Origin of the sequence: Sphingomonas morindae (assembly GCF_023822065.1) — a bacterium.
Classification (GTDB): domain Bacteria; phylum Pseudomonadota; class Alphaproteobacteria; order Sphingomonadales; family Sphingomonadaceae; genus Solisphingomonas; species Solisphingomonas morindae.
In genome coordinates this window covers 762,501-784,122 of record NZ_CP084930.1, presented here as the reverse complement: position 1 = coordinate 784,122, position 21,622 = coordinate 762,501, and the positions used below count along the sequence as shown (strand labels likewise).

Below are 21,622 nucleotides of genomic sequence, written 5' to 3'. Positions count from 1 at the left end.
GGCTTCCCAATTGCTGGTGCGAAACAAAGTGTCATGCTCCGGGCCGATGATGGCGCGTCAAAGCCCCAGGATCGGCCTGGTTCCCGCCCGAACCCGTTGCGCGGGCTGAAACATGGCCGCCCGGCGCCGCTGCGTCGGCCCGTGCTTTTGCTGCGGTGCATCGTCCTCGTGCCGATGCTCTCCGCGCGCCCCTATCGATCGGGCGCGACTTGGTTTAGCCTTTTCGCATGACAGACTTGCGGCCCTTCCACCTCGCCTTTCCGGTTGACGACCTCGCCGCGGCGCGGGCCTTTTACGGCGGCGTGCTGGGATGCGCCGAGGGCCGCAGCGCGGCGCATTGGATCGACTTCAACCTCTATGGCCACCAGATCGTGGCGCATCTCGATCCCGCGCCGCGTGGCGACGCGGTGCGGGCGCCCGTCGACGGCCATGACGTGCCCGTGCCGCATTTCGGGCTTGTGCTGGATTGGGACGAATGGGAGGCGCTCGCCGCGCGCCTCGTCGCGGCGGGCATCGCCTTCGGGATCGAACCGCATATCCGCTTTGTCGGCCAGCCGGGCGAGCAGGCCACCATGTTCTTCCGGGATCCCGCCGGCAACGCCCTGGAGTTCAAAGCCTTCCGCGATCCCGCCAAGCTCTTCGCCACGGCCTGAGGCGCGGCCCCGCTCAGGCGGCGATGCGGGCGACGAAATCGGAGGTGGCGGTCTCGAGCGCGGCGAGCTGGCGGTCGACATCCTGGAAGCCGGCATCGAGCCGATCGATGTCGGAGGCGACGGCCTCGGTGTCGGTGCGGATCGCGGCGATGGTGCCGGACATGGAGTCGGCGGCGAGCGCGGTTTCGTCGACGGCGGCGGTGATCATGGTGACGGTCTGCGCCTGGGCTTCCATGACGGTGCGGATGCGCTGGGCGGAGGCCTGGACTTCGCCGACAATGTCGCGGATCGAGCCGTTGACGTCGAGCGTCTGGCGGCTGGCGGACTGGATGGCGGCGATCTTGGCGGCGATATCGTCGGTGGCGCGCGCGGTCTGCGAGGCGAGGCTCTTCACCTCCTGCGCGACGACGGCGAAGCCGCGCCCGGCATCGCCCGCGCGCGCGGCCTCGATCGTGGCGTTGAGCGCGAGCAAATTGGTCTGGCCGGCGATGTCGCGGATCAGGCCGAGGATGGATTCGATCGCCTGGGCATGGCCGGAGAGATCGTCCGCCACCGCGACCGCCTGGGTCGACTGGTCGGCGGCGCGGGCGACGATCGAGGAGGCGGTCTCCACCTCGGCGCGGGTCTGGTCGATCGCGCGGATCAGGCCGGCCGCCGTCTGCGCGGCCTCGCGCATCGCCACCGCCGACTGCTCGGCCGCTGCCGCCACTTCGGACGTCTTGCCCAGCATGCCGCGCGCCGAGGCCGAGGCCCGGCCCGTCTGGCCGCGCAGCGCCCCCGAACTGGACAGTGTCTGGGCCAGGATTCCGCCCACCTCGGTGCGGAAGGCATGGCCTTCGCTGGAGCGTTGCTCGATCGAATCCAGGCGGTTGCGCTTGGTAAGCTCGGCGAAGATCAGCTCGATCTCGGCGAGGGTGAGCCGCTGGATGGCGCCCATCGCCTCGACCAGGAAGGGCAGATCGTCGGCCTGGGTCTCGCCGAGATAGGCGAGCAGCGTCTCGGTGCGCCCCGCCATGAAGCGGGCGACGGCGGAAGTCTGCGTGCCGCTCTCGCGGACCACGGCGCCGAGCGCCGCCTCGCGGCGCGCCCATGCCATGTCGAGCGGCTCGGTGAAGCAGCGGCGGACATGATCGAGATAGGCCTGCTCCAGCGCGGGGCGGGCGGAGAAGCCGATCTCGGCGCTGTGCGCGGTCCAATGCTGCTGCACCCGCTCGACCAGCGCCTCGCCGCAGCGCGCCCAGAGCCGCGCGATCGCCTGTTCGAGCTGGCCGTCTCCCGTCAGCCCCTTCGCCCTATCGCTCAGGGCGCGTTCGCTCAGCCGCACGTCGCTGACCGCGAGATCCATCATTGCACGCTTCCGTCTGCCAAGGTTCGACCCCTGGCATAGGGAGAAAGGGTAAACGCCCGCTTACCCGTGATCCGGCGCCCCGCTCAGGCGGCGATGCGGGCGACGAAATCGGAGGTGGCGGTCTCGAGCGCGGCGAGCTGGCGGTCGACATCCTGGAAGCCGGCATCGAGCCGATCGATGTCGGAGGCGACGGCCTCGGTGTCGGTGCGGATCGCGGCGATGGTGCCGGACATGGAGTCGGCGGCGAGCGCGGTTTCGTCGACGGCGGCGGTGATCATGGTGACGGTCTGCGCCTGGGCTTCCATGACGGTGCGGATGCGCTGGGCGGAGGCCTGGACTTCGCCGACAATGTCGCGGATCGAGCCGTTGACGTCGAGCGTCTGGCGGCTGGCGGACTGGATGGCGGCGATCTTGGCGGCGATATCGTCGGTGGCGCGCGCGGTCTGCGAGGCGAGGCTCTTCACCTCCTGCGCGACGACGGCGAAGCCGCGCCCGGCATCGCCCGCGCGCGCGGCCTCGATCGTGGCGTTGAGCGCGAGCAAATTGGTCTGGCCGGCGATGTCGCGGATCAGGCCGAGGATGGATTCGATCGCCTGGGCATGGCCGGAGAGATCGTCCGCCACCGCGACCGCCTGGGTCGACTGGTCGGCGGCGCGGGCGACGATCGACGAGGCGGTCTCTACCTCGGCGCGGGTCTGGTCGATCGCGCGGATCAGGCCGGCCGCCGTCTGCGCGGCCTCGCGCATCGCCACCGCCGATTGTTCGGCCGCCGCCGCCACTTCGGACGTCTTGCCGAGCATGCCGCGCGCCGAGGCCGAGGCCCGGCCCGTCTGGCCGCGCAGCGCCCCCGAACTGGACAGCGCGCCGTGCAGCGCGGCGCCGACAAGACCGCCGAACGCATCGGCATCGACGCGGCGGCTCTCGATCCGCTCCGCCTCAATCGCGTGCAGCCGATCGCTGCGCAGGATCGACTGGCGCAGCTCGTCGATCGCGAAGATGGTCGCGAGGCCGGCGGGGGCGAAGCCGGCATCGTCCGGGCGGGCGGCGTGCAGCGCGGCGCCGATCGCGGCGAAGCGCCGCGCCTGATAGAGGCTCAGCCGGGGATCGTTGCATTCATAGGGCGGCAGGGTGCGGGCGAAGCGCAGCACCTCGTCCACCCAGGCGCGGTCGATCGGCCGGCCGTAAAAGGCGGCGGTGTGGCCGACGACGAGGCGGGCGGCATCGGCGAGCGGCGGCGGCAGGGCGCTCGCGCTCGCGGCGAAGGCATCGAGCCCGGCGACCAGCGCCGGGCCGGCGGCGGCCCACAAGGCGGCGCGGTCCCGCTCGAACCCGGCATCGACGAAGAGCGCGAGTCGCGCCTCCACCGCCTTGGGATCGGTATCGAGCGGGAGATCGAGGATGCCCAGCATGGTGCCTACTCCGGTTGCGGCCGGCCCTCCTTGCCAGAGAAGCGTAAAGCGTGGGTTAGCCCGCGCTGCACAACTCTTGCATAGCGTGCCACATGGTCTACAGAGGCGGCGCATTCGAACGGGAGGCATCATGGCGCGAAATCCTGCGCGACCGCTCTCGCCCCACCTGACCATCTGGAAATGGGGCCCGCACATGCTGGTCTCCATCGTCCATCGGGCGACCGGCCTCACCCTGGCCGTGGGAGCGGTCACCATCTTCACCTGGTGGCTGACCGCCGCCGCGATCAGCCCGGCGGCCTATGCCAGCTTCTACCACTGGGTGGTGGAAGCCGATGCGGCGAGCCCGCGCGGCGGCGCGCAGGCCCTGTTCAACTGGCTGGCGCGGCTGGTCGGCATCGGGCTCAGCTGGGCGCTGTTCCAGCATATGGCCTCGGGCGTGCGGCATCTGCTGCTGGATACGGGCGCGGGCTATGAGCTGCGCACCAACAAGCGGGGCGCCCTGCTCACCTTCCTCGTCTCGCTCGTCGCGACGCTTGTCCTCTGGGCCGTGATCTTGGGGAAATATTGATGGGTACCGGAACCAGCCTCGGCCGCGTGCGCGGCCTCGGCGCCGCCCATGCCGGGCCGCACCATTGGTGGATGCAGCGCGTCACGGCGGCGGGCAATCTGCTGCTGATCACCTGGTTCATCGTTTCGCTGGCGCGCCTGCCAGTGCTGGACCATCAGGCGCTGGTGCTGTGGCTGAAATCGCCGCTGGTGGCGGTGCCGATGGTGCTGCTGGTGATCTCCGTCTTCTACCATTTTCGGCTCGGGTTGCAGGTGTTCATCGAGGATTACACGCATGAGAGCGTGAAGATCTTCTGGACGCTGGTGTTCAACGCCTATGCGCTGGCCGCCGGCGCGCTGTGCATCTTCTCGATCCTCAAAATCGCTTTCGGTGGGGTGCAGGCCTGATGTCCGCCTATCAGATCATCGACCATGTCTATGACGCGGTGGTCGTCGGCGCCGGCGGCTCGGGCCTTCGCGCCACCATGGGCATCGCCGAGCGCCGGCTGAAGACGGCCTGCATCACCAAGGTCTTCCCGACCCGCAGCCACACGGTGGCGGCGCAGGGCGGGATCGCCGCGAGCCTCGGCAATATGGGCCCGGACCATTGGACCTGGCACATGTACGATACCGTCAAGGGATCGGACTGGCTGGGCGACCAGGATGCGATCGAATATCTGGTGCGCGAGGCGCCGGCGGCGGTGTACGAGCTGGAACATGCCGGCATGCCCTTCAGCCGCACCACCGAGGGCCGCATCTACCAGCGCCCCTTCGGCGGCATGATGCAGAATATGGGCGCCGGTCCGGCCGCGCAGCGCACCTGCGCCGCCGCCGACCGCACCGGCCACGCCATGCTGCACACGCTCTACCAGCAGAGCCTGAAGTACGACGCCGACTTCTACATCGAATATTTCGCGCTCGACCTCATCATGGAGGACGGGGAGTGCAAGGGCGTGATCGCGCTCTGCATGGAAGACGGCACCATCCACCGCTTCCGCAGCCATGCGACGGTGCTGGCAACGGGCGGCTATGGCCGCTGCTATTTCTCGGCGACCTCGGCGCATACCTGCACGGGCGACGGCGGCGGCATGGTGCTGCGCGCGGGCCTGCCGCTGCAGGACATGGAATTCGTGCAATTCCATCCGACCGGCATCTATGGCGCGGGCGTGCTCATCACCGAGGGTGCGCGCGGCGAGGGCGGCTATCTCACCAATTCGGAGGGCGAGCGCTTCATGGAGCGCTATGCCCCGTCCGCCAAGGATCTGGCCTCGCGCGATGTGGTGAGCCGGTCGATGGCGATGGAGATCCGCGAGGGTCGCGGCGTCGGCGCCAACAAGGACCATATCTACCTGCACCTCGATCATATCGATCCCAAGGTGCTGGCGGAGCGGCTGCCGGGCATCACCGAGACGGGCAAGATCTTCGCGGGCGTCGATCTCACCCGCCAGCCGCTGCCGGTGACCCCGACGGTGCACTATAATATGGGCGGCATCCCGACCAATTATCATGGCGAGGTGGTGACGCTGCGCGACGGCGATCCCGATAGCGTGGTGCCCGGCCTGTTCGCGGTGGGCGAGGCGGCCTGCGTGTCGGTGCACGGCGCCAACCGGCTCGGGTCCAACTCGCTGATCGATCTGGTGGTGTTCGGCCGCGCGACCGGCCTGCGCATCGCCGATATCCTGAAGCCCGGCACCAAACATGGCGCGGTGGTGACGGCGGCCGACGAGCGGGCGCTGACCCGGCTCGACCGGTTCCGCAACGCCAGCGGCGCCACGCCGACCGCCGCGATCCGCCTGGAGATGCAGCGGACGATGCAGAAGCACGCCGCCGTGTTCCGCGACACCGCGCTGCTCGAGGAGGGCAAGGGCCGGATCGACACCGTGTATGAGGGCCTGGCCGATGTCGGCGTGGCCGACCGCTCGATGATCTGGAACACCGATCTGATCGAGACGCTGGAGCTGGACAATATGCTCCCGCAGGCGGTGGTGACCATGCATTCCGCCGCCAACCGCAAGGAAAGCCGCGGCGCCCATATGCACGAGGATTTCCCCGAGCGGAACGACGCCGAGTGGATGAAGCACACGATCGCCTGGTTCGACGGTGGCACCGCCGAGAAGGTGGCGATCGATTATCGCCCGGTGCACGAATATACGCTGACCGACGAGGTCGAGTATATCAAGCCCAAGGCGCGGGTGTATTGAGGACGAGCCATGGCCGAATTCGCACTTCCCAAGAACTCGACGATCCGCAAGACCGGCAAGGTCCACAAGGCGGATGGCGCGGCCAAACCCCGCACCTTCAAGATCTACCGCTACGATCCCGATAGCGGCGAAAATCCGCGCTACGACACGTTCGAGCTGGATCTCGCCGAGACGGGTCCGATGGTGTTGGACGCGCTGCTGAAGATCAAGAACGAGATCGATCCCAGCCTGACCTTCCGCCGTTCGTGCCGGGAAGGGATTTGCGGCTCCTGCTCGATGAACATCGACGGGAAGAACGGCCTCGCCTGCACCACCGCGATCGAGGACTGCAAGTCCACGGTGCAGATCACGCCGCTGCCGCATATGGACGTGATCAAGGATCTGGTGCCGGACTTCACGCACTTCTACGCGCAATATGCCTCGATCAAGCCGTGGCTGCAGACGGTGACGCCGGCCCCCGCGGGCAAGGAGCGGCTCCAGTCGCCCGAGGATCGCGCCCAGCTCGACGGGCTCTACGAGTGCATCCTGTGCGCCTGCTGCTCGACCTCGTGCCCGAGCTATTGGTGGAATTCGGACAAGTTCCTCGGTCCGGCGATCCTGCTCCAGGCCTATCGCTGGCTGGCCGACAGCCGCGACGAGATGACCGGCGAGCGGCTCGACGAGCTGGAGGATCCCTTCCGCCTCTATCGCTGCCACACGATCATGAACTGCGCCAATGTCTGCCCCAAGGGGCTGAGCCCGGCCAAGGCGATCGCCGAGATCAAGAAGCTCGAAGTGGAGCGCGCGGTCTGACCATGACGGACGCGGCGCTGGAGCCGGACGGCGAGGGCTTTGTCGGCTGGCGCTCCCCGCGCGAGGATTTCAACGCGGTGTTCGGGCTGATCCGGGCGCGGGTGGAAGGCGAGCGGGTGCGGTGCCGGGTCGAGACCGGCCCGGCCCGCGCCAATGGCATGGACATGATCCATGGCGGATTCATGCTCGCCTTTCTCGACCAGGTGCTGTTCGTGGCGCCGCAGGCGCTGGGGCGCGTGCGGATCGGCGAGGCGGTGACGCTCGCCCAGTCCAGCCAGTTTCTGGATGCGGGGCGGATCGACCAGCCGCTCGACGCGGTGGTGGAGATTTTGCGCGAGACGGGGCGGCTGCTCTTCCTGCGTGGCGTGATGGAGCAGGAGGGCCGGCTGCTGCTGAGCTTCGAGGGCACGCTGCGGAAGTTCAGCGCCCCGCGCGGCTGAGGCATGACGGGAGTCCTCGGTCGCTACGACGCGCTCGTCGCCCGGGGCGAGCTGCGCCCCGATCCGGCGCAGCGCGCCATCGCGGCTCGGCTGGACCAGGCGGCGGTGGCGCTCGATGCCCGGCCACGGCGCGGATCGGTGCTGTGGCGCGCGCTCGGCCGGCGGCCGGAGCCGGTGCGAGGCGTCTATCTCTGGGGCGGGGTCGGCCGCGGCAAGTCCATGCTGATGGACCTGTTCTTCGATTGCGTCGCGATGCCCAACAAGCGCCGCGTGCATTTTCACGAGTTCATGCTCGATGTGCATGAGCGGCTGCGCGCCGAGCGCGCACGCGCCGTGGCCGATCCGGTTCTCCCGGTGGCCGACGCGCTGGCTGACGAGGTGCGGCTGCTCGCCTTCGACGAGCTGATCGTCACCAACGCCGCCGATGCGATGATCCTGTCGCGGCTCTTCACGCGGCTGATGAGCCATGACGTGACGATGGTCGCCACCTCCAATCGCGCGCCCGCCGATCTGTACAGGAACGGCCTCAATCGCGAGCATTTCCTGCCCTTCATCGCGCTGCTCGAGGAGCGGCTGGACGTGCGCGCGCTGGATGGCCCGACCGATTACCGGCTCCAGCGGCTGGGCGGCTTCCCGACCTGGTATGTGCCCAATGGCCGCGCCGCCACCGAGGCGCTGAGCCGCGCCTTTTTCCGCCTCACCGATTTCCCGGTGGAGGACCGGGCGCATGTGCCCTCGGAAGAGATCGCCGTGCCGGGCGGCCGCACGCTGTTGGTGCCCAAGAGCGTCAAGGGTGTCGCCGTCTTCTCCTTCGCCCGGCTGTGCCGCGATGCGCGCGGCACCGCCGACTATCTCGCGGTGGCGCGGCGCTACCACACGGTGATCCTGGTCGGCATCCCGCTGTTCACGCCCGAGCGGCGGAATGAGGCGGCGCGCTTCAAGCTGCTGATCGACGCGCTGTACGAGCATGGCGTCAAGCTGCTCGCCGCCGCCGATGCCGAGCCCGAGCGCCTCTATGTCGGCGGGGATGACGGGTTCGAATTCGAGCGCACCGTCTCGCGCCTGATGGAGATGCGCTCGGCCGATTATCTCGCGCGCGGCCACGGCGTCGTCTGACCCGACAGCCGGGCTTTGTCCCGCCCCGGTCCGGCCTGTGGCTTTTCATGCTTTCCTGTTCGCGGTCGCCGCAAAGCGGTTGAACCGCCCGCGCCATGGGTCTAAGCGAAGCCCGCTTTTCCGGCTGGCCGCCGGTTCTCGCGCGGCCGCGCCCCGACTTTGACTCGTGGAGGCATAATGGCACGCAAGAAGATCGCGCTCATCGGCGCGGGCAATATCGGCGGCACGCTCGCGCATCTCGCGGCGCTCAAGGGCTTGGGCGATATCGTGCTGTTCGACGTGGTCGAGGGCGTGCCGCAGGGCAAGGCGCTGGATCTTGCCCAGTGCGGCCCGGTCGAAGGCTTTGATGCGAAGATCACCGGCACCAATGATTATGCGGACATTGCCGGCGCGGACGTGATCATCGTCACCGCCGGCGTCGCGCGCAAGCCCGGCATGAGCCGCGACGATCTGCTCGGCATCAATCTGAAGGTGATGAAGGCGGTCGGCGAGGGCATCAAGAGCCACGCGCCCGACGCCTTCGTGATCTGCATCACCAACCCGCTCGACGCGATGGTGTGGGCGCTGCGCGAATTCTCCGGCCTGCCCGCGCACAAGGTGGTGGGCATGGCGGGCGTGCTCGATTCGGCGCGCTTCCGCACCTTCCTCGCCTGGGAGTTCGGCGTCTCGGTGAAGGACGTCAACGCCTTCGTGCTGGGCGGCCACGGCGACACCATGGTGCCGGTGCTGGAATATTCGACCGTCTCGGGCATCCCCGTCTCCGATCTCATCAAGATGGGCTTGTCCACCCAGGAGAAGATCGACGCGATCGTCCAGCGCACGCGCTCGGGCGGCGGCGAGATCGTCGGCCTGCTCAAGACCGGCTCGGCCTATTATGCGCCGGCGACCAGCGCGATCGAGATGGCCGAGGCCTATCTCCACGACAAGAAGCGCGTCCTCCCCTGCGCGGTGGAGCTGAACGGCGAATATGGCGTGTCCGGCCTCTATGTCGGCGTGCCGGTGGTGCTCGGCGCGGGCGGCGTCGAGAAGATCCTCGAGGTCGAGCTGGCGGCGGACGCCAAGCAGAATCTTCAGGTGTCGGTGGATGCGGTGAAGGAGCTGCAGCAGGCCTGCCGCGCGATCGACGGATCGCTGGGGTGAGGGGGGAATTATCCTTAGGTGTCGTCACCCCGGCGCAGGCCGGGGTCCAGGCCCGCGGCCTTGGCTTGGGATGACGGCGCGTGGGCCGGCGCGGCTTTGTCTATATCATGGCGAGCGGCCGCAACGGCACCTTGTATGTGGGCGTAACGAGTGACCTGGTGAAGCGTGCCTACGAGCATAAGGCCGGCCTCGGCGCCGGCTTCACTTCTCGCTATGGCTGCACAAATCTGGTTTGGTTCGAGGTTCATGATCGCATCGAGGATGCGATCCGACGCGAGAAGCAGATCAAGGCGTGGCGGCGCGCATGGAAGATGCGCGTGATCGAAGAGATGAATCCCGGCTGGGAAGATCTGTTCGCGTCGCTGACGTAGGGACTGGACTCCGGCCTTCGCCGGAGTGACGAAAGAAGGGCGAAGAACAAGGCATGAGCATCCTCGTCAACGCGAACACCAAGGTGATCTGCCAGGGTCTTACCGGCAGCCAGGGCACGTTCCACTCGGAGCAGGCGATCGCCTACGGGACCAAGATGGTCGGCGGCGTCACGCCCGGCAAGGGCGGGTCCACCCATATCGGCCTGCCGGTGTTCGACACCGTCAAGGAGGCCGTGGCCACCACCGGGGCCGAGGCTTCGGTCATCTATGTGCCGCCCGCCTTCGCCGCCGACTCGATCCTCGAGGCGATCGATGCCGAGGTGCCGCTGATCGTGTGCATCACCGAAGGCATTCCGGTGCTGGACATGGTGCGCGTGAAGCGCGCGCTGTCGGGCTCCAAGTCGCGGCTGATCGGGCCGAACTGCCCCGGCGTGCTGACCCCGGGCGAGTGCAAGATCGGCATCATGCCGGGCTCGATCTTCTCCAAGGGCTCGGTGGGCGTTGTTTCGCGCTCCGGCACGCTTACCTATGAGGCCGTGTTTCAGACCAGCAACGAAGGCCTGGGCCAGACCACGGCGGTGGGCATCGGCGGCGACCCCGTCAACGGCACCAACTTCATCGACGTGCTAGAGCTGTTCCTGGCCGACGAGGCCACCCAGTCGATCATCATGATCGGCGAGATCGGTGGTTCGGCCGAGGAAGAGGCGGCGCAGTTCCTGCGCGACGAGGCCAAGCGCGGCCGCAAGAAGCCGATGGTCGGCTTCATCGCGGGCCGTACCGCGCCTCCGGGCCGGCGCATGGGCCATGCGGGCGCGATCGTGTCGGGCGGCCAGGGCGGCGCCGAGGACAAGATCGCGGCGATGGAAGCGGCCGGGATCAAGGTGGCGGCGAGCCCCTCGGAGCTCGGCACCACGCTTTCGGCCCTGCTGAAGGGCTGAGGCAGCAGCGCGCGCCGACCATGCGGCCGACGCGGCGGACGTGAGAAACCCGGGTGATCCATGGCGGGCGCCCGGGTGATAAGGACGGTGACATGGGCTTTGAAGGCGAGATCGAACTGGCGGGCGTGAGCCCCTCCTTCGTGGAAGGGCTCTACAAGAAGTGGCAGGCCGACAAGGCCGATGTGGACCCGGCCTGGGCCCGCTATTTCGACGAGATCGCGGCGGCGATCACCGGGCCGAGCTGGGCCCGTCCGAACTGGCCGCCGAGCGAGACCGATCCGCTCACCGCCGGCCTCGATCCGACCCAGATGGCGCCCGCGCCCAAGCCCGCCAAGGGCGGCAAGCCCGCCGCGCCGGCGGCGCCGGCCGCCGGCCCCGCGAACGAGGCGGCGATCGCCGCCGCGACGCTCGACTCGATCCGCGCGATGATGCTGATCCGCACCTATCGCGTGCGCGGGCATCTTGCCGCGACGCTCGATCCGCTGGGGCTGGCGCGGCGCGACGTTCCCGCCGATCTCGAGCCCTCCTATCACGGCTTCACCGACCAGGATCTGGACCGGCCGATCTTCCTCGGCGGCACGCTCGGGTTCGAGCGCGCCACGGTGCGCGAGATCGTGGCGGTGCTCCGGCGCAACTACTGCGGCAGCGTCGGCCTCGAATATATGCATATCGGCGATGTCGAGGAGCGCCGCTTCCTGCAGGAGCGGATGGAAGGCCGCGACAAGGATATCCAGTTCACCCCCGAGGGGAAGAAGGCGATCCTGTCCAAGGTCATCCAGGGCGAGCAGTACGAGAAGTTCCTGGGCCGCAAATATGTGGGCACCAAGCGCTTCGGACTCGACGGCGGCGAAAGCGCGCTGCCCGCGCTGGAAGCGGTGATCAAATATGGCGGCCTCGCCGGCGTGAACGAGATCGTGCTGGGCATGCCGCATCGCGGCCGGCTCAACGTGCTCGTCAACGTCATGGGCAAGCCCTATCGCGCGGTGTTCAGCGAGTTCGCGGGCGGCTCGGCCAATCCCGAGGATGTCGGCGGCTCGGGCGACGTGAAATATCATCTCGGCACCTCCACCGATCGCGAGTTCGAGGGCGTGAAGGTGCATATGTCGCTCTCGGCCAATCCCTCGCATCTCGAGGCGGTGGACCCGGTGGTGCTCGGCAAGGCGCGCGCCAAGCAGACCAAGCTCAAGGACAATGAGCGCCACAAGGTGCTGCCGATCCTGATGCATGGCGACGCGGCCTTTGCCGGCCAGGGCATCGTGGCGGAGTGCCTCGGCTTTTCCGGCCTGCGCGGCTACAATACCGGCGGCACCATCCACTTCATCGTTAACAATCAGGTCGGCTTCACCACCAGCCCGCAATTCGCGCGGTCCTCGCCCTATCCGTCGGACGTGGCCAAGACGGTGCAGGCGCCGATCCTGCACGTGAATGGCGACGATCCCGAGGCGGTGACCTTCGCCTCCAAGCTCGCGACCGATTTCCGCCAGGCGTTCAAGCGCGACGTGGTGATCGACATGTGGTGCTATCGCCGCTTCGGCCACAATGAGGGCGATGAGCCGGGCTTCACCCAGCCGCTGATGTACGAGGCGATCCGCAAGCATCCGCCCGTGTCCGCCGTCTATGGCGCGCGGCTGAAGGAGGAGGGCGTGGTCGACCAGGCCTGGATCGAGGCCGAGGAGGCGCGCTACGTCGCCGAACTCGAGCAGGAGTTCGAGGCGGGCAAGAGCTACCGTCCCAACAAGGCGGACTGGTTCGAGGGCGCCTGGGCGGGGCTTTCGGCGCCGGTCTCGGTGGTCGGCCCGTCGGGCACCACGGCGGTCAAGCAGGATCAGATCGACGCGCTGGTGCCGATCCTGACCGGCGTGCCCGATGGCTTCACCATCCACAAGACGCTGGCCCGCGTGCTCGACGCCAAGAAGAAGATGTTCGAGACCGGCGAGGGCTTCGACTGGGCGACCGCCGAGGCGCTGGCCTTCGGCACGCTGCTCCAGGAAGGCTATGGCGTGCGGCTTTCGGGCCAGGATTCGGGGCGCGGCACCTTCAGCCAGCGCCACGCCGCCTGGACCGACCAGAAGGACGGCCACAAATATATCCCGCTGTCCGAGGTGGACCGCAAGTTCCAGGTGCTGGACAGCCCGCTGTCCGAGTTCGGCGTGCTGGGCTTCGAATATGGCTATGCCGGCGCCGACCCCAAGACGCTGGTGCTGTGGGAGGCGCAGTTCGGCGATTTCGCCAACGGCGCGCAGGTGATCATCGATCAGTTCATCGCCGCGTCCGAAGCCAAGTGGCTGCGGGCCAACGGCCTGGTGATGCTGCTGCCGCACGGCTATGAGGGGCAGGGCCCCGAGCACAGCTCCGCCCGGCTGGAGCGCTATCTCCAGCTCTGCGCCGAGGATAATATCCAGGTCGCCAACTGCACCACGCCGGCCAATTATTTCCACATCCTGCGGCGCCAGATGACGCGCGACTTCCGCAAGCCGCTGATCATCATGACGCCCAAGTCGCTGCTGCGGCACAAGGCGGCGGTCTCCAGCCTGGCCGATCTCACCGGCGACAGCCGCTTCCACCGCGTGCTGTTCGATCCCAAGGCGCCGGCCGAGGCCGAGGTGCGCCGGCTGGTGCTCTGCTCGGGCAAGGTCGCCTATGATCTGATGGAGGCGCGCGACGAGGCGGGGCTGGGCGATGTCGCCATCCTGCGCGTCGAGCAGATCTATCCCTTCCCGTCGGACGTGATCGTGGAGCGGCTGCGCGCCTATCCCAATGTCGAGACGGTGGTGTGGGCGCAGGAGGAGCCGAAAAATGCGGGCTCCTGGTTCTTCGTCGAATCGCTGATCGAGGAGTGCCTGGGCGAGGCCGGCGCCAAGACCAAGCGGCCGGTCTATGCCGGGCGCAAGGCTTCGGCGGCGACCGCCACCGGGCTCGCCAAGCGCCATGCCGCCGAGCAGCAGGCGCTGATCGCCGCCGCGCTCGGCCTGACCGATGCCGCCCCGCAGCTCGCCAAGGCCAGCTAAGACCAAGATCCAGGACAAGGACCAGCAGATGACCACCGATGTGAAGGTGCCGACGCTCGGCGAATCGATCACCGAGGCGACCCTCGGCCAGTGGCTCAAGAAGCCGGGCGAGGCGGTGAAGGCCGACGAACCCATCGCCAGCCTGGAGACGGACAAGGTGGCGGTCGAGGTGCCTTCGCCGGTCGACGGCGTGATCGGCACGCTGGTGGTGCAGGAAGGCGACACGGTCGAGGTCGGCGCCCTGATCGCGACGATCGAGGCCGGCGGCGGCACCAGCGCGGGCCAGGTCGCGACCGGCACCGGTACCGAGCCGCGCGCCAAGGCCGAGGAGACGGTGCCGCCGCCCGCCGCCGAGGCGCCTAAGCCCGGCACCCAGGCGACCGCCGCCGCTTATGGCAATCACGAGGCCGATCCGCAGAGCGGCCAGACGCTCCCCATGTCGCCTTCGGTGCGCCGCGCGGTGGCCGAGCATGGCCTTGATCCCGCCGGCCTCAGCGGCACCGGCCCGGGCGGCCGGCTGACCAAGGAGGATGTGGTGAAGGCGGCGCAGAGCCGTCCCGCCCCGGCGCCGGCCGCGGCCGCGGCGACGCCCGCCGCCGGCGCGCGCCGCGAGGAGCGGCAGCGCATGTCCCGCCTCCGCAAGACGGTGGCGAGCCGCCTCAAGGAGGCGCAGAACACCGCCGCGATGCTCACCACCTTCAACGACGTCGATATGTCGGCGGTCATGGAGGCGCGGGCCAAGTACAAGGATCTGTTCGAGAAGAAGCACAATGTGCGGCTCGGCTTCATGGGCTTCTTCGTGAAGGCCGCGTGCCAGGCGCTGCGCGACGTGCCTTCGGTCAACGCCTTCATCGAGGGCGACGACATCGTCTATCACGACTATGCCGATATCTCGGTGGCGGTGTCGGCGCCGAACGGCCTGGTCGTGCCGGTGATCCGCGACGCGCACACCATGTCGGTGGCGACGATCGAGAAGACGATCGGCGATTTCGGCAAGCGCGCCAAGGACGGCACGCTGAAGATGGACGAGATGAAGGGCGGCACCTTCACCATCTCCAATGGCGGCGTGTTCGGCTCGCTGATGTCGACTCCGATCATCAACCCGCCGCAGTCGGCGGTGCTGGGCCTGCACCGGATCGAGGAGCGGCCGGTGGTGCGCAACGGGCAGGTCGTGGTGAAGCCGATGATGTATCTGGCGCTGAGCTACGATCACCGGCTGATCGATGGCCGCGAGGCGGTGACCTTCCTCGTCGCGCTCAAGAATGCGATCGAGGATCCGACGCGGCTGCTGATCGACCTCTAAGCCGCGCCTGCCGGCCGGGCCGCGTGCCCGGCCGGCGGCCGGACCCGGAATGCAGGCGGCGGCACGCGCCGGCGCGAACAGCGGAAAGACCATCATGGCTGACTATGATTTTGACGTTCTCGTGATCGGCGCCGGGCCGGGCGGCTATGTCGCCGCGATCCGCGCGGCGCAGCTGGGCCTGAAGACGGCCTGCGCCGAGAGCCGCGAGACGCTGGGCGGGACCTGCCTCAATGTCGGCTGCATTCCTTCCAAGGCGCTGCTGCACGCCTCGGAGCTGTTCGAGGAGGCGGCGAGCGGCAAGCTCGCCAAGCTCGGCATCAAGACCGAGGCGGTGCTCGATCTCGATGCGATGCATGGCAGCCGCAAGGACGCCGTGAAGGGCCTCACCGGCGGCATCGAATATCTCTTCAAGAAGAACAAGGTGGAGTGGCTGAAGGGCCGCGCCGCCTTTACCGGCGCGGACAGCGTCGAAGTGGGTGGCCGCACGGTGCGGGCCAAGAATATCGTGATCGCCACGGGCTCTTCGGTGACCCCGCTGCCTGGCGTCACGATCGACCAGACGGTGGTGGTGGATTCGACCGGCGCGCTCGAGCTGCCCAAGGTGCCCGAGCATCTGGTGGTGATCGGCGGCGGCGTGATCGGGCTCGAGCTTGGCTCGGTGTGGAAGCGGCTTGGCGCCAAGGTGACGGTGGTCGAGTTCCTCGACCAGCTGCTGCCGGGCATGGATGCCGAGGTCCGCAAGGAAGCCGCCAAGATCTTCAAGAAGCAGGGCCTCGAACTCCGGCTCGGGACCAAGGTCACGGGCGTGACGGTGGCCGATGGCCGGGCGACGCTGACGGTGGAGCCCGCCGCTGGCGGCGCCGCCGAGACGCTGACGGCCGATGCCGTTCTGGTGGCGATCGGCCGCCGCTCCAATACCGAGGGGCTGGCGCTCGAAAAGGCCGGCCTGTCCACCAACCCCAAGGGCCAGATCGCGGTCGATCATGATTTCGCGACCGGCGTGCCGGGCATCTGGGCGATCGGCGACGTGACTCCCGGTCCGATGCTGGCGCACAAGGCCGAGGATGAGGGCATCGCCGTCGCCGAGAATATCGCCGGTCTGACCGGGATCGTGAACCACGACGTGATCCCCGGCGTGGTCTATACCATGCCCGAGATCGCGGGCGTTGGCCTCACCGAGGAGCTGGCGCGCGAGCGTGGCGCGGTGAAGGTGGGCAAGTTCCCGATGCTGGCCAATAGCCGCGCCAAGACCAACCACGAGCCCGACGGCTTTGTGAAGGTGATCGCGGACGCGGAGACGGATCGCGTGCTCGGCGTGTGGATCATCGCCTCGCTGGCGGGCACGATGATCGCGCAGGCGGCGCAGGCGATGGAATTCGGCGCCACCTCCGAGGATATCGCCTATACCTGCCACGCCCATCCGACGCATTCGGAAGCGGTGAAGGAAGCCGCCATGGCGGTGCAGGGCAAGCCGATCCACATCTGAGCGGGCCGGGGGCGGCGCGGCCGCTCCCCTTGTCTGCCGGGGCGCGGCTCAGCCGCCGCTGCTCATCGAATAGGGGCGATCGCCGGGGGCGGTCGCCCATTTCCTATTCGGCGTCTTCTGCATGGTGAAGACGAGCGTGCCGCCGGCAAGGATGTCGGCGTGGCGGATCACGCTGCGCGCGAGCGGCCGGCCATTGAGCGTGACCGATCCGACATAGCGGTTGGCGGCCGACAGATGGCGCGCCTCCATGGTGAAGCGCCGGCCATTGGGCAAAGCCAGCGTCGCCCGATCGAGAAAGGGGCGGCCGATCACATATTCGCCGCTGCCGGGCGTGACCGGATAGAAGCCGAGCGCGGTGAAGACGAGCCAGGCGGACATCTGGCCGAGATCGTCATTGCCGGCGAGCCCGTCCGGCGTCGGCTTATACTGGCTGCCCACGATCTGCGCGAGCCGTTCCTGGGTGCGCCAAGGCTGGCCCGCATAATCATACAGATAGGCCACATGGTGGCTGGGTTCGTTGCCATGGATATACTGGCCGATCAGCCCAGCGATATCCTCGGCATGGCTGTAGTCCAGCTTGGAGTTGTCATAATCGAACATGGCGTCAAGCTTGCGGACGGTGGCGGCGTCGCCGCCCATGGCGGCAATCAGCGCCGCCTGATCCTGCGGCACGAACCAGCTATATTGCCAGGCATTGCCCTCGGTATAGTCCGAGCCATAGTTGATCGCCGTGGGATCGAAGGGCGTGCGGAAGGCGCCGCTCGCCAGCCGCGCGCGCACGAAGCCGGTGGCGGGATCGAAGCTGTTGCGCCAATTCCCGGCGCGCGCGGTGAAGCGGCGCGCGAGATCGGCATGGCCGAGCTTGGCGGCGACGCGCGCGATCGTCCAATCGTCATAGGCATATTCGACCGTCTTGGAGGCCGCCTCGGGCTCGCGGTCGATCGGCACATAGCCGTAGCGCATATAGTCCCCGAGCCCGCCATAAGGGGCATAGTCGGCGCTCGCCACCATGGCCTTCAGCGCGGCCTCGGCATCGATGCCGGGCATGTCCTTGAGGATGGCGTCGGCGATCACGGGCACGGCGTGATAGCCGATCATCGTCCAGGTCTCGCGTCCCTGAAACTGCCAGATGGGGAGGATGCCGAAGGGGCTGACCGCCTGGCTATCGACCAGCGAGCGCACAAAGGCGGCGGTGCGCGCCGGCGGCTGGACGAGCGTGAGCAGCGGATGCTCGGCGCGGAACGTATCCCAGAGCGAGAAGGTGGAGTGGAAATCATAGCCGCGCGCCTGGTGGACCTGATTGTCGGGGCCGCGCCACCGCCCGTCCGCATCGCCGGCGAGCGAGGGCGCGATGAGCGTGTGGTAGAAGGCGGTGGCGACCGAACGGCGCAGCGGCGCGGGGCCGGTGAGGGTGAGCGCATCGAGCGCGGCCTCCCAGCGGGCCCGCGTGGCGGCGCGGATCGCATCGAAATCGCCGGGCTCCGAATCGAGATTGGCGATCGCCCCGGCCTCGTCGACCGAGGAGAGCGCGACCTTCACCTCCAGCGGCGCGGCGAGCCGGCCGAAATCGAGCCGCGCCACCAGCGCCCGGCCGCTGCGCTCGGCGACATCGTCGCGGCCCCGGCCAGGGCCTTGGAAACCCTTATAGGCGATCGCGCCTTCGCGATCCTCGAAGCCATGCCCGACGATCGGCGCCGAGGTGCGCAGCGCGAAGAAGAGCTGACGATCGGGCGCCCAGCCCCGCGTCTGGCGGCTGCCGGTGATGGTGCCGTCGGGATGGAGGCGGAGCGAGGACCAGAGGATTTTGCCCGGATAATCATAGAGGGAGGTGCGCAGATCCAGCACGAGATGCGCCTCGGCGCCGGGCGCGAAGCGATAGCGGTGCACGCCGACCCGGAGCCCCGCCGTCACTTCCGCGCGCACCTTGGAATCGGCCAGGGTGACGGCGTAATAGCCCGGCTCGGCGCGTTCGGTGCGATGATCGAAGCGCGAGCGATAGCCCGATCCCGGCCGGCTCGCATCGCCCGCCTCCAGCGGCACGATCGAGCCGGAGACGGGCATCACCAGCACATCGCCGAGATCGGAATGGCCCGCGCCGGAAAAATGGGTGTGGCTGAAGCCCTGGATGGTGGGATCGGTGTAGCGATAGCCCGCCGCCCATTTATAGGCGTCGCGAATCTGGTGGCTGGTGTCGGTATCCGGGCTCAGTTGCACCATGCCGAAGGGCGCGACGGCACCGGGAAAGGTGTGGCCCTCGCCGCCCGTGCCGATCATGGGATCGACCGCCAGAAAAGTGGAGCCGGAGCCGGAGGCGGGGGCGGCGGCCGCGAGTAGCGCGGCGACAAGAGCGGACATGGGCATGCGCTTATAAAAGCGGCTTTTCTCCTCCTTGGCCATCCTTGGCTAGGGTGCCGGGCGCGGCGCGGCGAGGCCTATCCCGCCTGAGCGACGGCGAGCACATCGATCGGGCGGCGCCCGCGGCGCAGCTCCACCGTCAGGCGCGGCGCCGTCGCGCCCGCCCTGCCGATCGGCTGACCCGCGCGCACATGATCGCCGGCATGCACCGCCAGCGTGGCGAGGCCGGTGAGCGTGGTCGTCCAATAGCCGCCATGGGTGAGGATCACCACCTGACCATAGGAGCGGAAGGGCCCGGCAAAGGCGACATGACCCTCGGCCGGCGCGAGCACCTCCGCGCGCGGCGCGACCGCCAGGCTCAGCCCGCGCGCGCGGGCGCCGCTGGGGCTGACTTCGCCGAAGCCGGTCTCCACCCGCCCGGTAAAGGGCAGGCGGTAGCGATCATGGCCCTGGTGCAGCGGCAGCGCCGCCGCCGCAATCGGGCCGGGGCGCGGCGGCGGCGCGGGCAGGGCGGCGAGCCGGCGCACCACCTGATCGGCGGCCTGATCCACGCGCAGCCGATCGGCGATGTCGCGCGCCGTCTCGCCGAGGCCGATCGCCTGCTGGGCGACATCGGCGGCCCGATCGGCGAGGCGCAGCGCGCGCTGGGTGGCGCTGGCCTCGAGCGCCGCTAGCGCCTGGCGCCGTGCGCCGAGCGTGTGGCGGCTGGAGACGAGCGCGGCGGCGGCCTGCTCGGTCTCGGCGCGAAGCCGCGTCGCGCGGGCCAGTTCGGCGCGCACCCGCACCGTGCGCGCCGCCACCACCGGCATCGCGTCCGCGAGCAGCAGCCGGACATGGACGAGATCGGCGACGCTGCCCGGTTGCGCGATCGCCAGCCCCGGCGGCCGCCGCGCCATGGTTTGCAAGGCGGCGAGTAGATGGAGGATTGGGCCCTGCCGCGCCGCCAGCCGGCGCCGCTCGCGCGCACGGATCGCGCCGAGCAGGCGGATGCGCGCCTGGGCGGCGGCGAGATCCTGCTCGGCGGCGGCGACGCGCAGGGTCAGCGCCGCCGCCTCCGCGCGCGCCCGCGTCGCCTCGTCGCTGGCGCCGCGCGCGGCCGCCTGGAGCGCGGCGGCGCGCGCCTCGGCCTCGGCGGCGGCGCGGCGCGCGCTGAACAGCGCGGCGCGGTTCTGATCATAGCCCGGCGTCTGGCCCGGCGCCGGCGCGGCGAGGGCGAGGAGCGCGGCAAGAGCGGCGGGCCGGCGCATGGCTCAGCCTTCGCGATGATAGGGATGATTGGCGAGGATGCTGGTGGCGCGCCACAGCTGCTCGGCCAGCATGGCGCGGGCGAGGAGATGCGGCCAGGTGGCACGGCCGAAGCCCAGCACCAGGTCCGCCTCGGCCCGCAGCGCCTCGGGATGGCCATCGGCCGCGCCGATCAGGAAGCGGGCCTCGCGCACGCCATCGTCGCGCCAGCGGCCGAGCCGGGCGGCGAAGACGCGCGAGGGCAGATCCTCCCCCGTCTCGTCGAGCAGGACGCGGCGCAGTCCGGGCACGGCCTCGGGCAGGCGGCCGCCCTGATCGGGCAGCTCGCTCAGCTTCACCGGCCAGGCGATGCGCTTCAGATAGCGATCGACAAGCTCCGCCTCCGGCCCGCGCCCGATCCGGCCGCGCGCGACGATGTGGAGCAGCAAGTCAGGCGCTGGGCGGCGGCGCCGGCGGCGTCGGCGGCGTTGCGCCGGCGGCCTCGGCTTCGTCACCAAAGGCCCACATCCGCTCCAGATTGTAGAAGGAGCGGACCTCGGGCCGGAAGAGGTGGACGATTACGTCGCCGGCGTCGATCAGCACCCAGTCGGCGGTGGGCAGGCCCTCGATGCGCGGCGTGCGCCCCAGCTCGCCCTTCAGCCTGTCGGCGAGCTTGGTCGCCATCGAGGCGACCTGCCGCGTGGAACGACCGGAGGCGATCACCATGAAATCGGCGATCGTCGACTTGCCGGCGAGCGGGATCGAGATCGTCTCGACCGCCTGATCATCCTCAAGCGACTGGAGCACCTGCGCGTGGAGCTTCTGCGCTTCGGCGGACACGGGGCTGCCCGGCGTCACGGCGCGGGCGGGGGTAGCAGGCAATGAACCTCCGGGGAGACGGGCCGGCGCGTGACCGAATCGCGCAAGGCCCTGGGTTGAAAGCGCCGCGCCCAAAGGGGATCGGCGGCGCGCCTGGCGGTGGCGGACATCGGATCGGGAACCGTGTGCAACAGCACGATCGCCGGCAAACTCCATTGCGTCCACCGCTTCGCATCGCCCGCGGGCCGGACGAAACGGCCAAGCCAGCCCATCGCCTCGCTGCGACGGGCGGGCGCATCATAGCCGGGACGCGCGATCACGGCAATGGGAAGCGTGCGCGCGATCCGCCGCCAATCATGCCAGCGCGCAAATTGCTCGAGATTGTCCGCGCCCATCAGCCAGATGAAATCATGACCGGGATAGCGACGCAGCAGCGCCGCGAGCGTATCGGCGGTGAAGCGCGTGCCGAGCCC

At 69.1% G+C, this 21,622-nt stretch carries 20 protein-coding genes (1 of these 20 running past the window's edge); 13 read left to right on the top strand and 7 right to left on the bottom strand.

The window, feature by feature from the left end; genetic code table 11:
* Positions 1-227: 227 nt before the first annotated feature.
* Positions 228-653 carry a VOC family protein gene (locus tag LHA26_RS03830; protein ID WP_252167421.1) on the top strand — a complete coding sequence of 142 codons (426 nt, stop codon included), beginning with the start codon at positions 228-230 and terminating at the stop codon, positions 651-653.
* A gap of 13 nt (positions 654-666) precedes the next feature.
* Here LHA26_RS03830 and LHA26_RS20010 read toward each other — a convergent pair whose 3' ends face one another.
* Together LHA26_RS20010 and LHA26_RS20005 are read right to left on the bottom strand one after the other, a co-directional pair.
* On the bottom strand, positions 667-2,001 hold the full coding sequence (locus LHA26_RS20010) for a methyl-accepting chemotaxis protein (RefSeq protein ID WP_302898033.1): 1,335 nt from the start codon (positions 1,999-2,001) through the stop codon (positions 667-669).
* An 83-nt stretch (positions 2,002-2,084) separates the two neighbouring features.
* Positions 2,085-3,410, bottom strand: coding sequence for a methyl-accepting chemotaxis protein (locus LHA26_RS20005; RefSeq protein ID WP_302898032.1), 1,326 nt, complete (start codon positions 3,408-3,410; stop codon positions 2,085-2,087).
* 130 nt (positions 3,411-3,540) lie between these two features.
* On the opposite strand from LHA26_RS20005, the gene sdhC reads away from it, so the two are divergent.
* The 12 genes from sdhC (at position 3,541) to lpdA (ending at position 16,751) form a co-directional block, all read left to right on the top strand.
* Positions 3,541-3,978, top strand: coding sequence for a succinate dehydrogenase, cytochrome b556 subunit (gene sdhC, locus LHA26_RS03815; RefSeq protein WP_252167420.1), 438 nt, complete (start codon positions 3,541-3,543; stop codon positions 3,976-3,978).
* A complete protein-coding gene (gene sdhD / locus LHA26_RS03810) occupies positions 3,978-4,364 on the top strand; it encodes a succinate dehydrogenase, hydrophobic membrane anchor protein (protein WP_252167419.1) in 387 nt (128 codons plus the stop codon). Before sdhC ends, sdhD begins: the two co-directional genes overlap by 1 nt.
* Positions 4,361-6,157: a succinate dehydrogenase flavoprotein subunit gene (gene sdhA, locus LHA26_RS03805; protein ID WP_252168282.1), complete on the top strand. Its 1,797-nt coding sequence runs from the start codon at positions 4,361-4,363 to the stop codon at positions 6,155-6,157. Before sdhD ends, sdhA begins: the two co-directional genes overlap by 4 nt.
* Positions 6,158-6,166: 9 nt before the next feature.
* Complete coding sequence (locus LHA26_RS03800) at positions 6,167-6,949, top strand: succinate dehydrogenase iron-sulfur subunit (RefSeq protein ID WP_252167418.1); 783 nt, start codon at positions 6,167-6,169, stop codon at positions 6,947-6,949.
* Positions 6,950-6,951: 2 nt separating this feature from the next.
* Positions 6,952-7,389, top strand: a complete 438-nt coding sequence (locus tag LHA26_RS03795; RefSeq protein WP_252167417.1) for a PaaI family thioesterase — start codon at positions 6,952-6,954, stop codon at positions 7,387-7,389.
* 3 nt (positions 7,390-7,392) lie between these two features.
* Entirely contained in the window at positions 7,393-8,505 is a 1,113-nt protein-coding gene (gene zapE, locus LHA26_RS03790; protein WP_252167416.1) for a cell division protein ZapE, read from the top strand.
* Between the two features lie 177 nt (positions 8,506-8,682).
* The gene (gene mdh, locus LHA26_RS03785; protein ID WP_252167415.1) at positions 8,683-9,645 is read left to right on the top strand and encodes a malate dehydrogenase; all 963 of its coding nucleotides are present in this window, start codon (positions 8,683-8,685) and stop codon (positions 9,643-9,645) included.
* Positions 9,646-9,725: 80 nt separating this feature from the next.
* On the top strand, positions 9,726-10,016 hold the full coding sequence (locus LHA26_RS03780; RefSeq protein ID WP_252167414.1) for a GIY-YIG nuclease family protein: 291 nt from the start codon (positions 9,726-9,728) through the stop codon (positions 10,014-10,016).
* 53 nt (positions 10,017-10,069) lie between these two features.
* Positions 10,070-10,954 carry a succinate--CoA ligase subunit alpha gene (gene sucD / locus LHA26_RS03775; RefSeq protein WP_252167413.1) on the top strand — a complete coding sequence of 295 codons (885 nt, stop codon included), beginning with the start codon at positions 10,070-10,072 and terminating at the stop codon, positions 10,952-10,954.
* 92 nt (positions 10,955-11,046) lie between these two features.
* Entirely contained in the window at positions 11,047-13,962 is a 2,916-nt protein-coding gene (locus LHA26_RS03770) for a 2-oxoglutarate dehydrogenase E1 component (RefSeq protein ID WP_252167412.1), read from the top strand.
* 28 nt (positions 13,963-13,990) lie between these two features.
* On the top strand, positions 13,991-15,265 hold the full coding sequence (odhB, locus tag LHA26_RS03765) for a 2-oxoglutarate dehydrogenase complex dihydrolipoyllysine-residue succinyltransferase (RefSeq protein WP_252167411.1): 1,275 nt from the start codon (positions 13,991-13,993) through the stop codon (positions 15,263-15,265).
* Between the two features lie 94 nt (positions 15,266-15,359).
* Entirely contained in the window at positions 15,360-16,751 is a 1,392-nt protein-coding gene (gene lpdA, locus LHA26_RS03760; protein ID WP_252167410.1) for a dihydrolipoyl dehydrogenase, read from the top strand.
* Between the two features lie 48 nt (positions 16,752-16,799).
* Here lpdA and LHA26_RS03755 read toward each other — a convergent pair whose 3' ends face one another.
* From LHA26_RS03755 to LHA26_RS03735, 5 genes are all read right to left on the bottom strand, one after another.
* Positions 16,800-19,106, bottom strand: a complete 2,307-nt coding sequence (locus LHA26_RS03755) for a GH92 family glycosyl hydrolase (protein ID WP_437441231.1) — start codon at positions 19,104-19,106, stop codon at positions 16,800-16,802.
* Positions 19,107-19,183: 77 nt separating this feature from the next.
* Entirely contained in the window at positions 19,184-20,353 is a 1,170-nt protein-coding gene (locus tag LHA26_RS03750; RefSeq protein WP_252167408.1) for a murein hydrolase activator EnvC family protein, read from the bottom strand.
* A 3-nt stretch (positions 20,354-20,356) separates the two neighbouring features.
* Entirely contained in the window at positions 20,357-20,779 is a 423-nt protein-coding gene (locus tag LHA26_RS03745; protein ID WP_252167407.1) for a 23S rRNA (pseudouridine(1915)-N(3))-methyltransferase RlmH, read from the bottom strand.
* Between the two features lies 1 nt (position 20,780).
* Positions 20,781-21,188, bottom strand: a complete 408-nt coding sequence (gene rsfS / locus LHA26_RS03740; protein ID WP_252168281.1) for a ribosome silencing factor — start codon at positions 21,186-21,188, stop codon at positions 20,781-20,783.
* Positions 21,185-21,622: the 3' portion of a nicotinate-nucleotide adenylyltransferase gene (locus tag LHA26_RS03735; RefSeq protein WP_252167406.1), read on the bottom strand. It continues 276 nt past the right edge of the window; only the last 438 of its 714 coding nucleotides appear in the window; its start codon lies off the right edge, out of view — the gene reads right to left on this strand; it ends in the stop codon at positions 21,185-21,187. Before LHA26_RS03735 ends, rsfS begins: the two co-directional genes overlap by 4 nt.

Coding starts and splice junctions, on each gene's coding strand:
- LHA26_RS03830 (WP_252167421.1), top strand. CDS start 228: ATGACAGACTTGCGGCCCTTCCACCTCGCCTTTCCGGTTGACGACCTC.
- LHA26_RS20010 (WP_302898033.1), bottom strand. CDS start 2,001: ATGATGGATCTCGCGGTCAGCGACGTGCGGCTGAGCGAACGCGCCCTG.
- LHA26_RS20005 (WP_302898032.1), bottom strand. CDS start 3,410: ATGCTGGGCATCCTCGATCTCCCGCTCGATACCGATCCCAAGGCGGTG.
- sdhC (WP_252167420.1), top strand. CDS start 3,541: ATGGCGCGAAATCCTGCGCGACCGCTCTCGCCCCACCTGACCATCTGG.
- sdhD (WP_252167419.1), top strand. CDS start 3,978: ATGGGTACCGGAACCAGCCTCGGCCGCGTGCGCGGCCTCGGCGCCGCC.
- LHA26_RS03800 (WP_252167418.1), top strand. CDS start 6,167: ATGGCCGAATTCGCACTTCCCAAGAACTCGACGATCCGCAAGACCGGC.
- LHA26_RS03795 (WP_252167417.1), top strand. CDS start 6,952: ATGACGGACGCGGCGCTGGAGCCGGACGGCGAGGGCTTTGTCGGCTGG.
- zapE (WP_252167416.1), top strand. CDS start 7,393: ATGACGGGAGTCCTCGGTCGCTACGACGCGCTCGTCGCCCGGGGCGAG.
- mdh (WP_252167415.1), top strand. CDS start 8,683: ATGGCACGCAAGAAGATCGCGCTCATCGGCGCGGGCAATATCGGCGGC.
- sucD (WP_252167413.1), top strand. CDS start 10,070: ATGAGCATCCTCGTCAACGCGAACACCAAGGTGATCTGCCAGGGTCTT.
- LHA26_RS03770 (WP_252167412.1), top strand. CDS start 11,047: ATGGGCTTTGAAGGCGAGATCGAACTGGCGGGCGTGAGCCCCTCCTTC.
- odhB (WP_252167411.1), top strand. CDS start 13,991: ATGACCACCGATGTGAAGGTGCCGACGCTCGGCGAATCGATCACCGAG.
- lpdA (WP_252167410.1), top strand. CDS start 15,360: ATGGCTGACTATGATTTTGACGTTCTCGTGATCGGCGCCGGGCCGGGC.
- LHA26_RS03755 (WP_437441231.1), bottom strand. CDS start 19,106: ATGTCCGCTCTTGTCGCCGCGCTACTCGCGGCCGCCGCCCCCGCCTCC.
- LHA26_RS03750 (WP_252167408.1), bottom strand. CDS start 20,353: ATGCGCCGGCCCGCCGCTCTTGCCGCGCTCCTCGCCCTCGCCGCGCCG.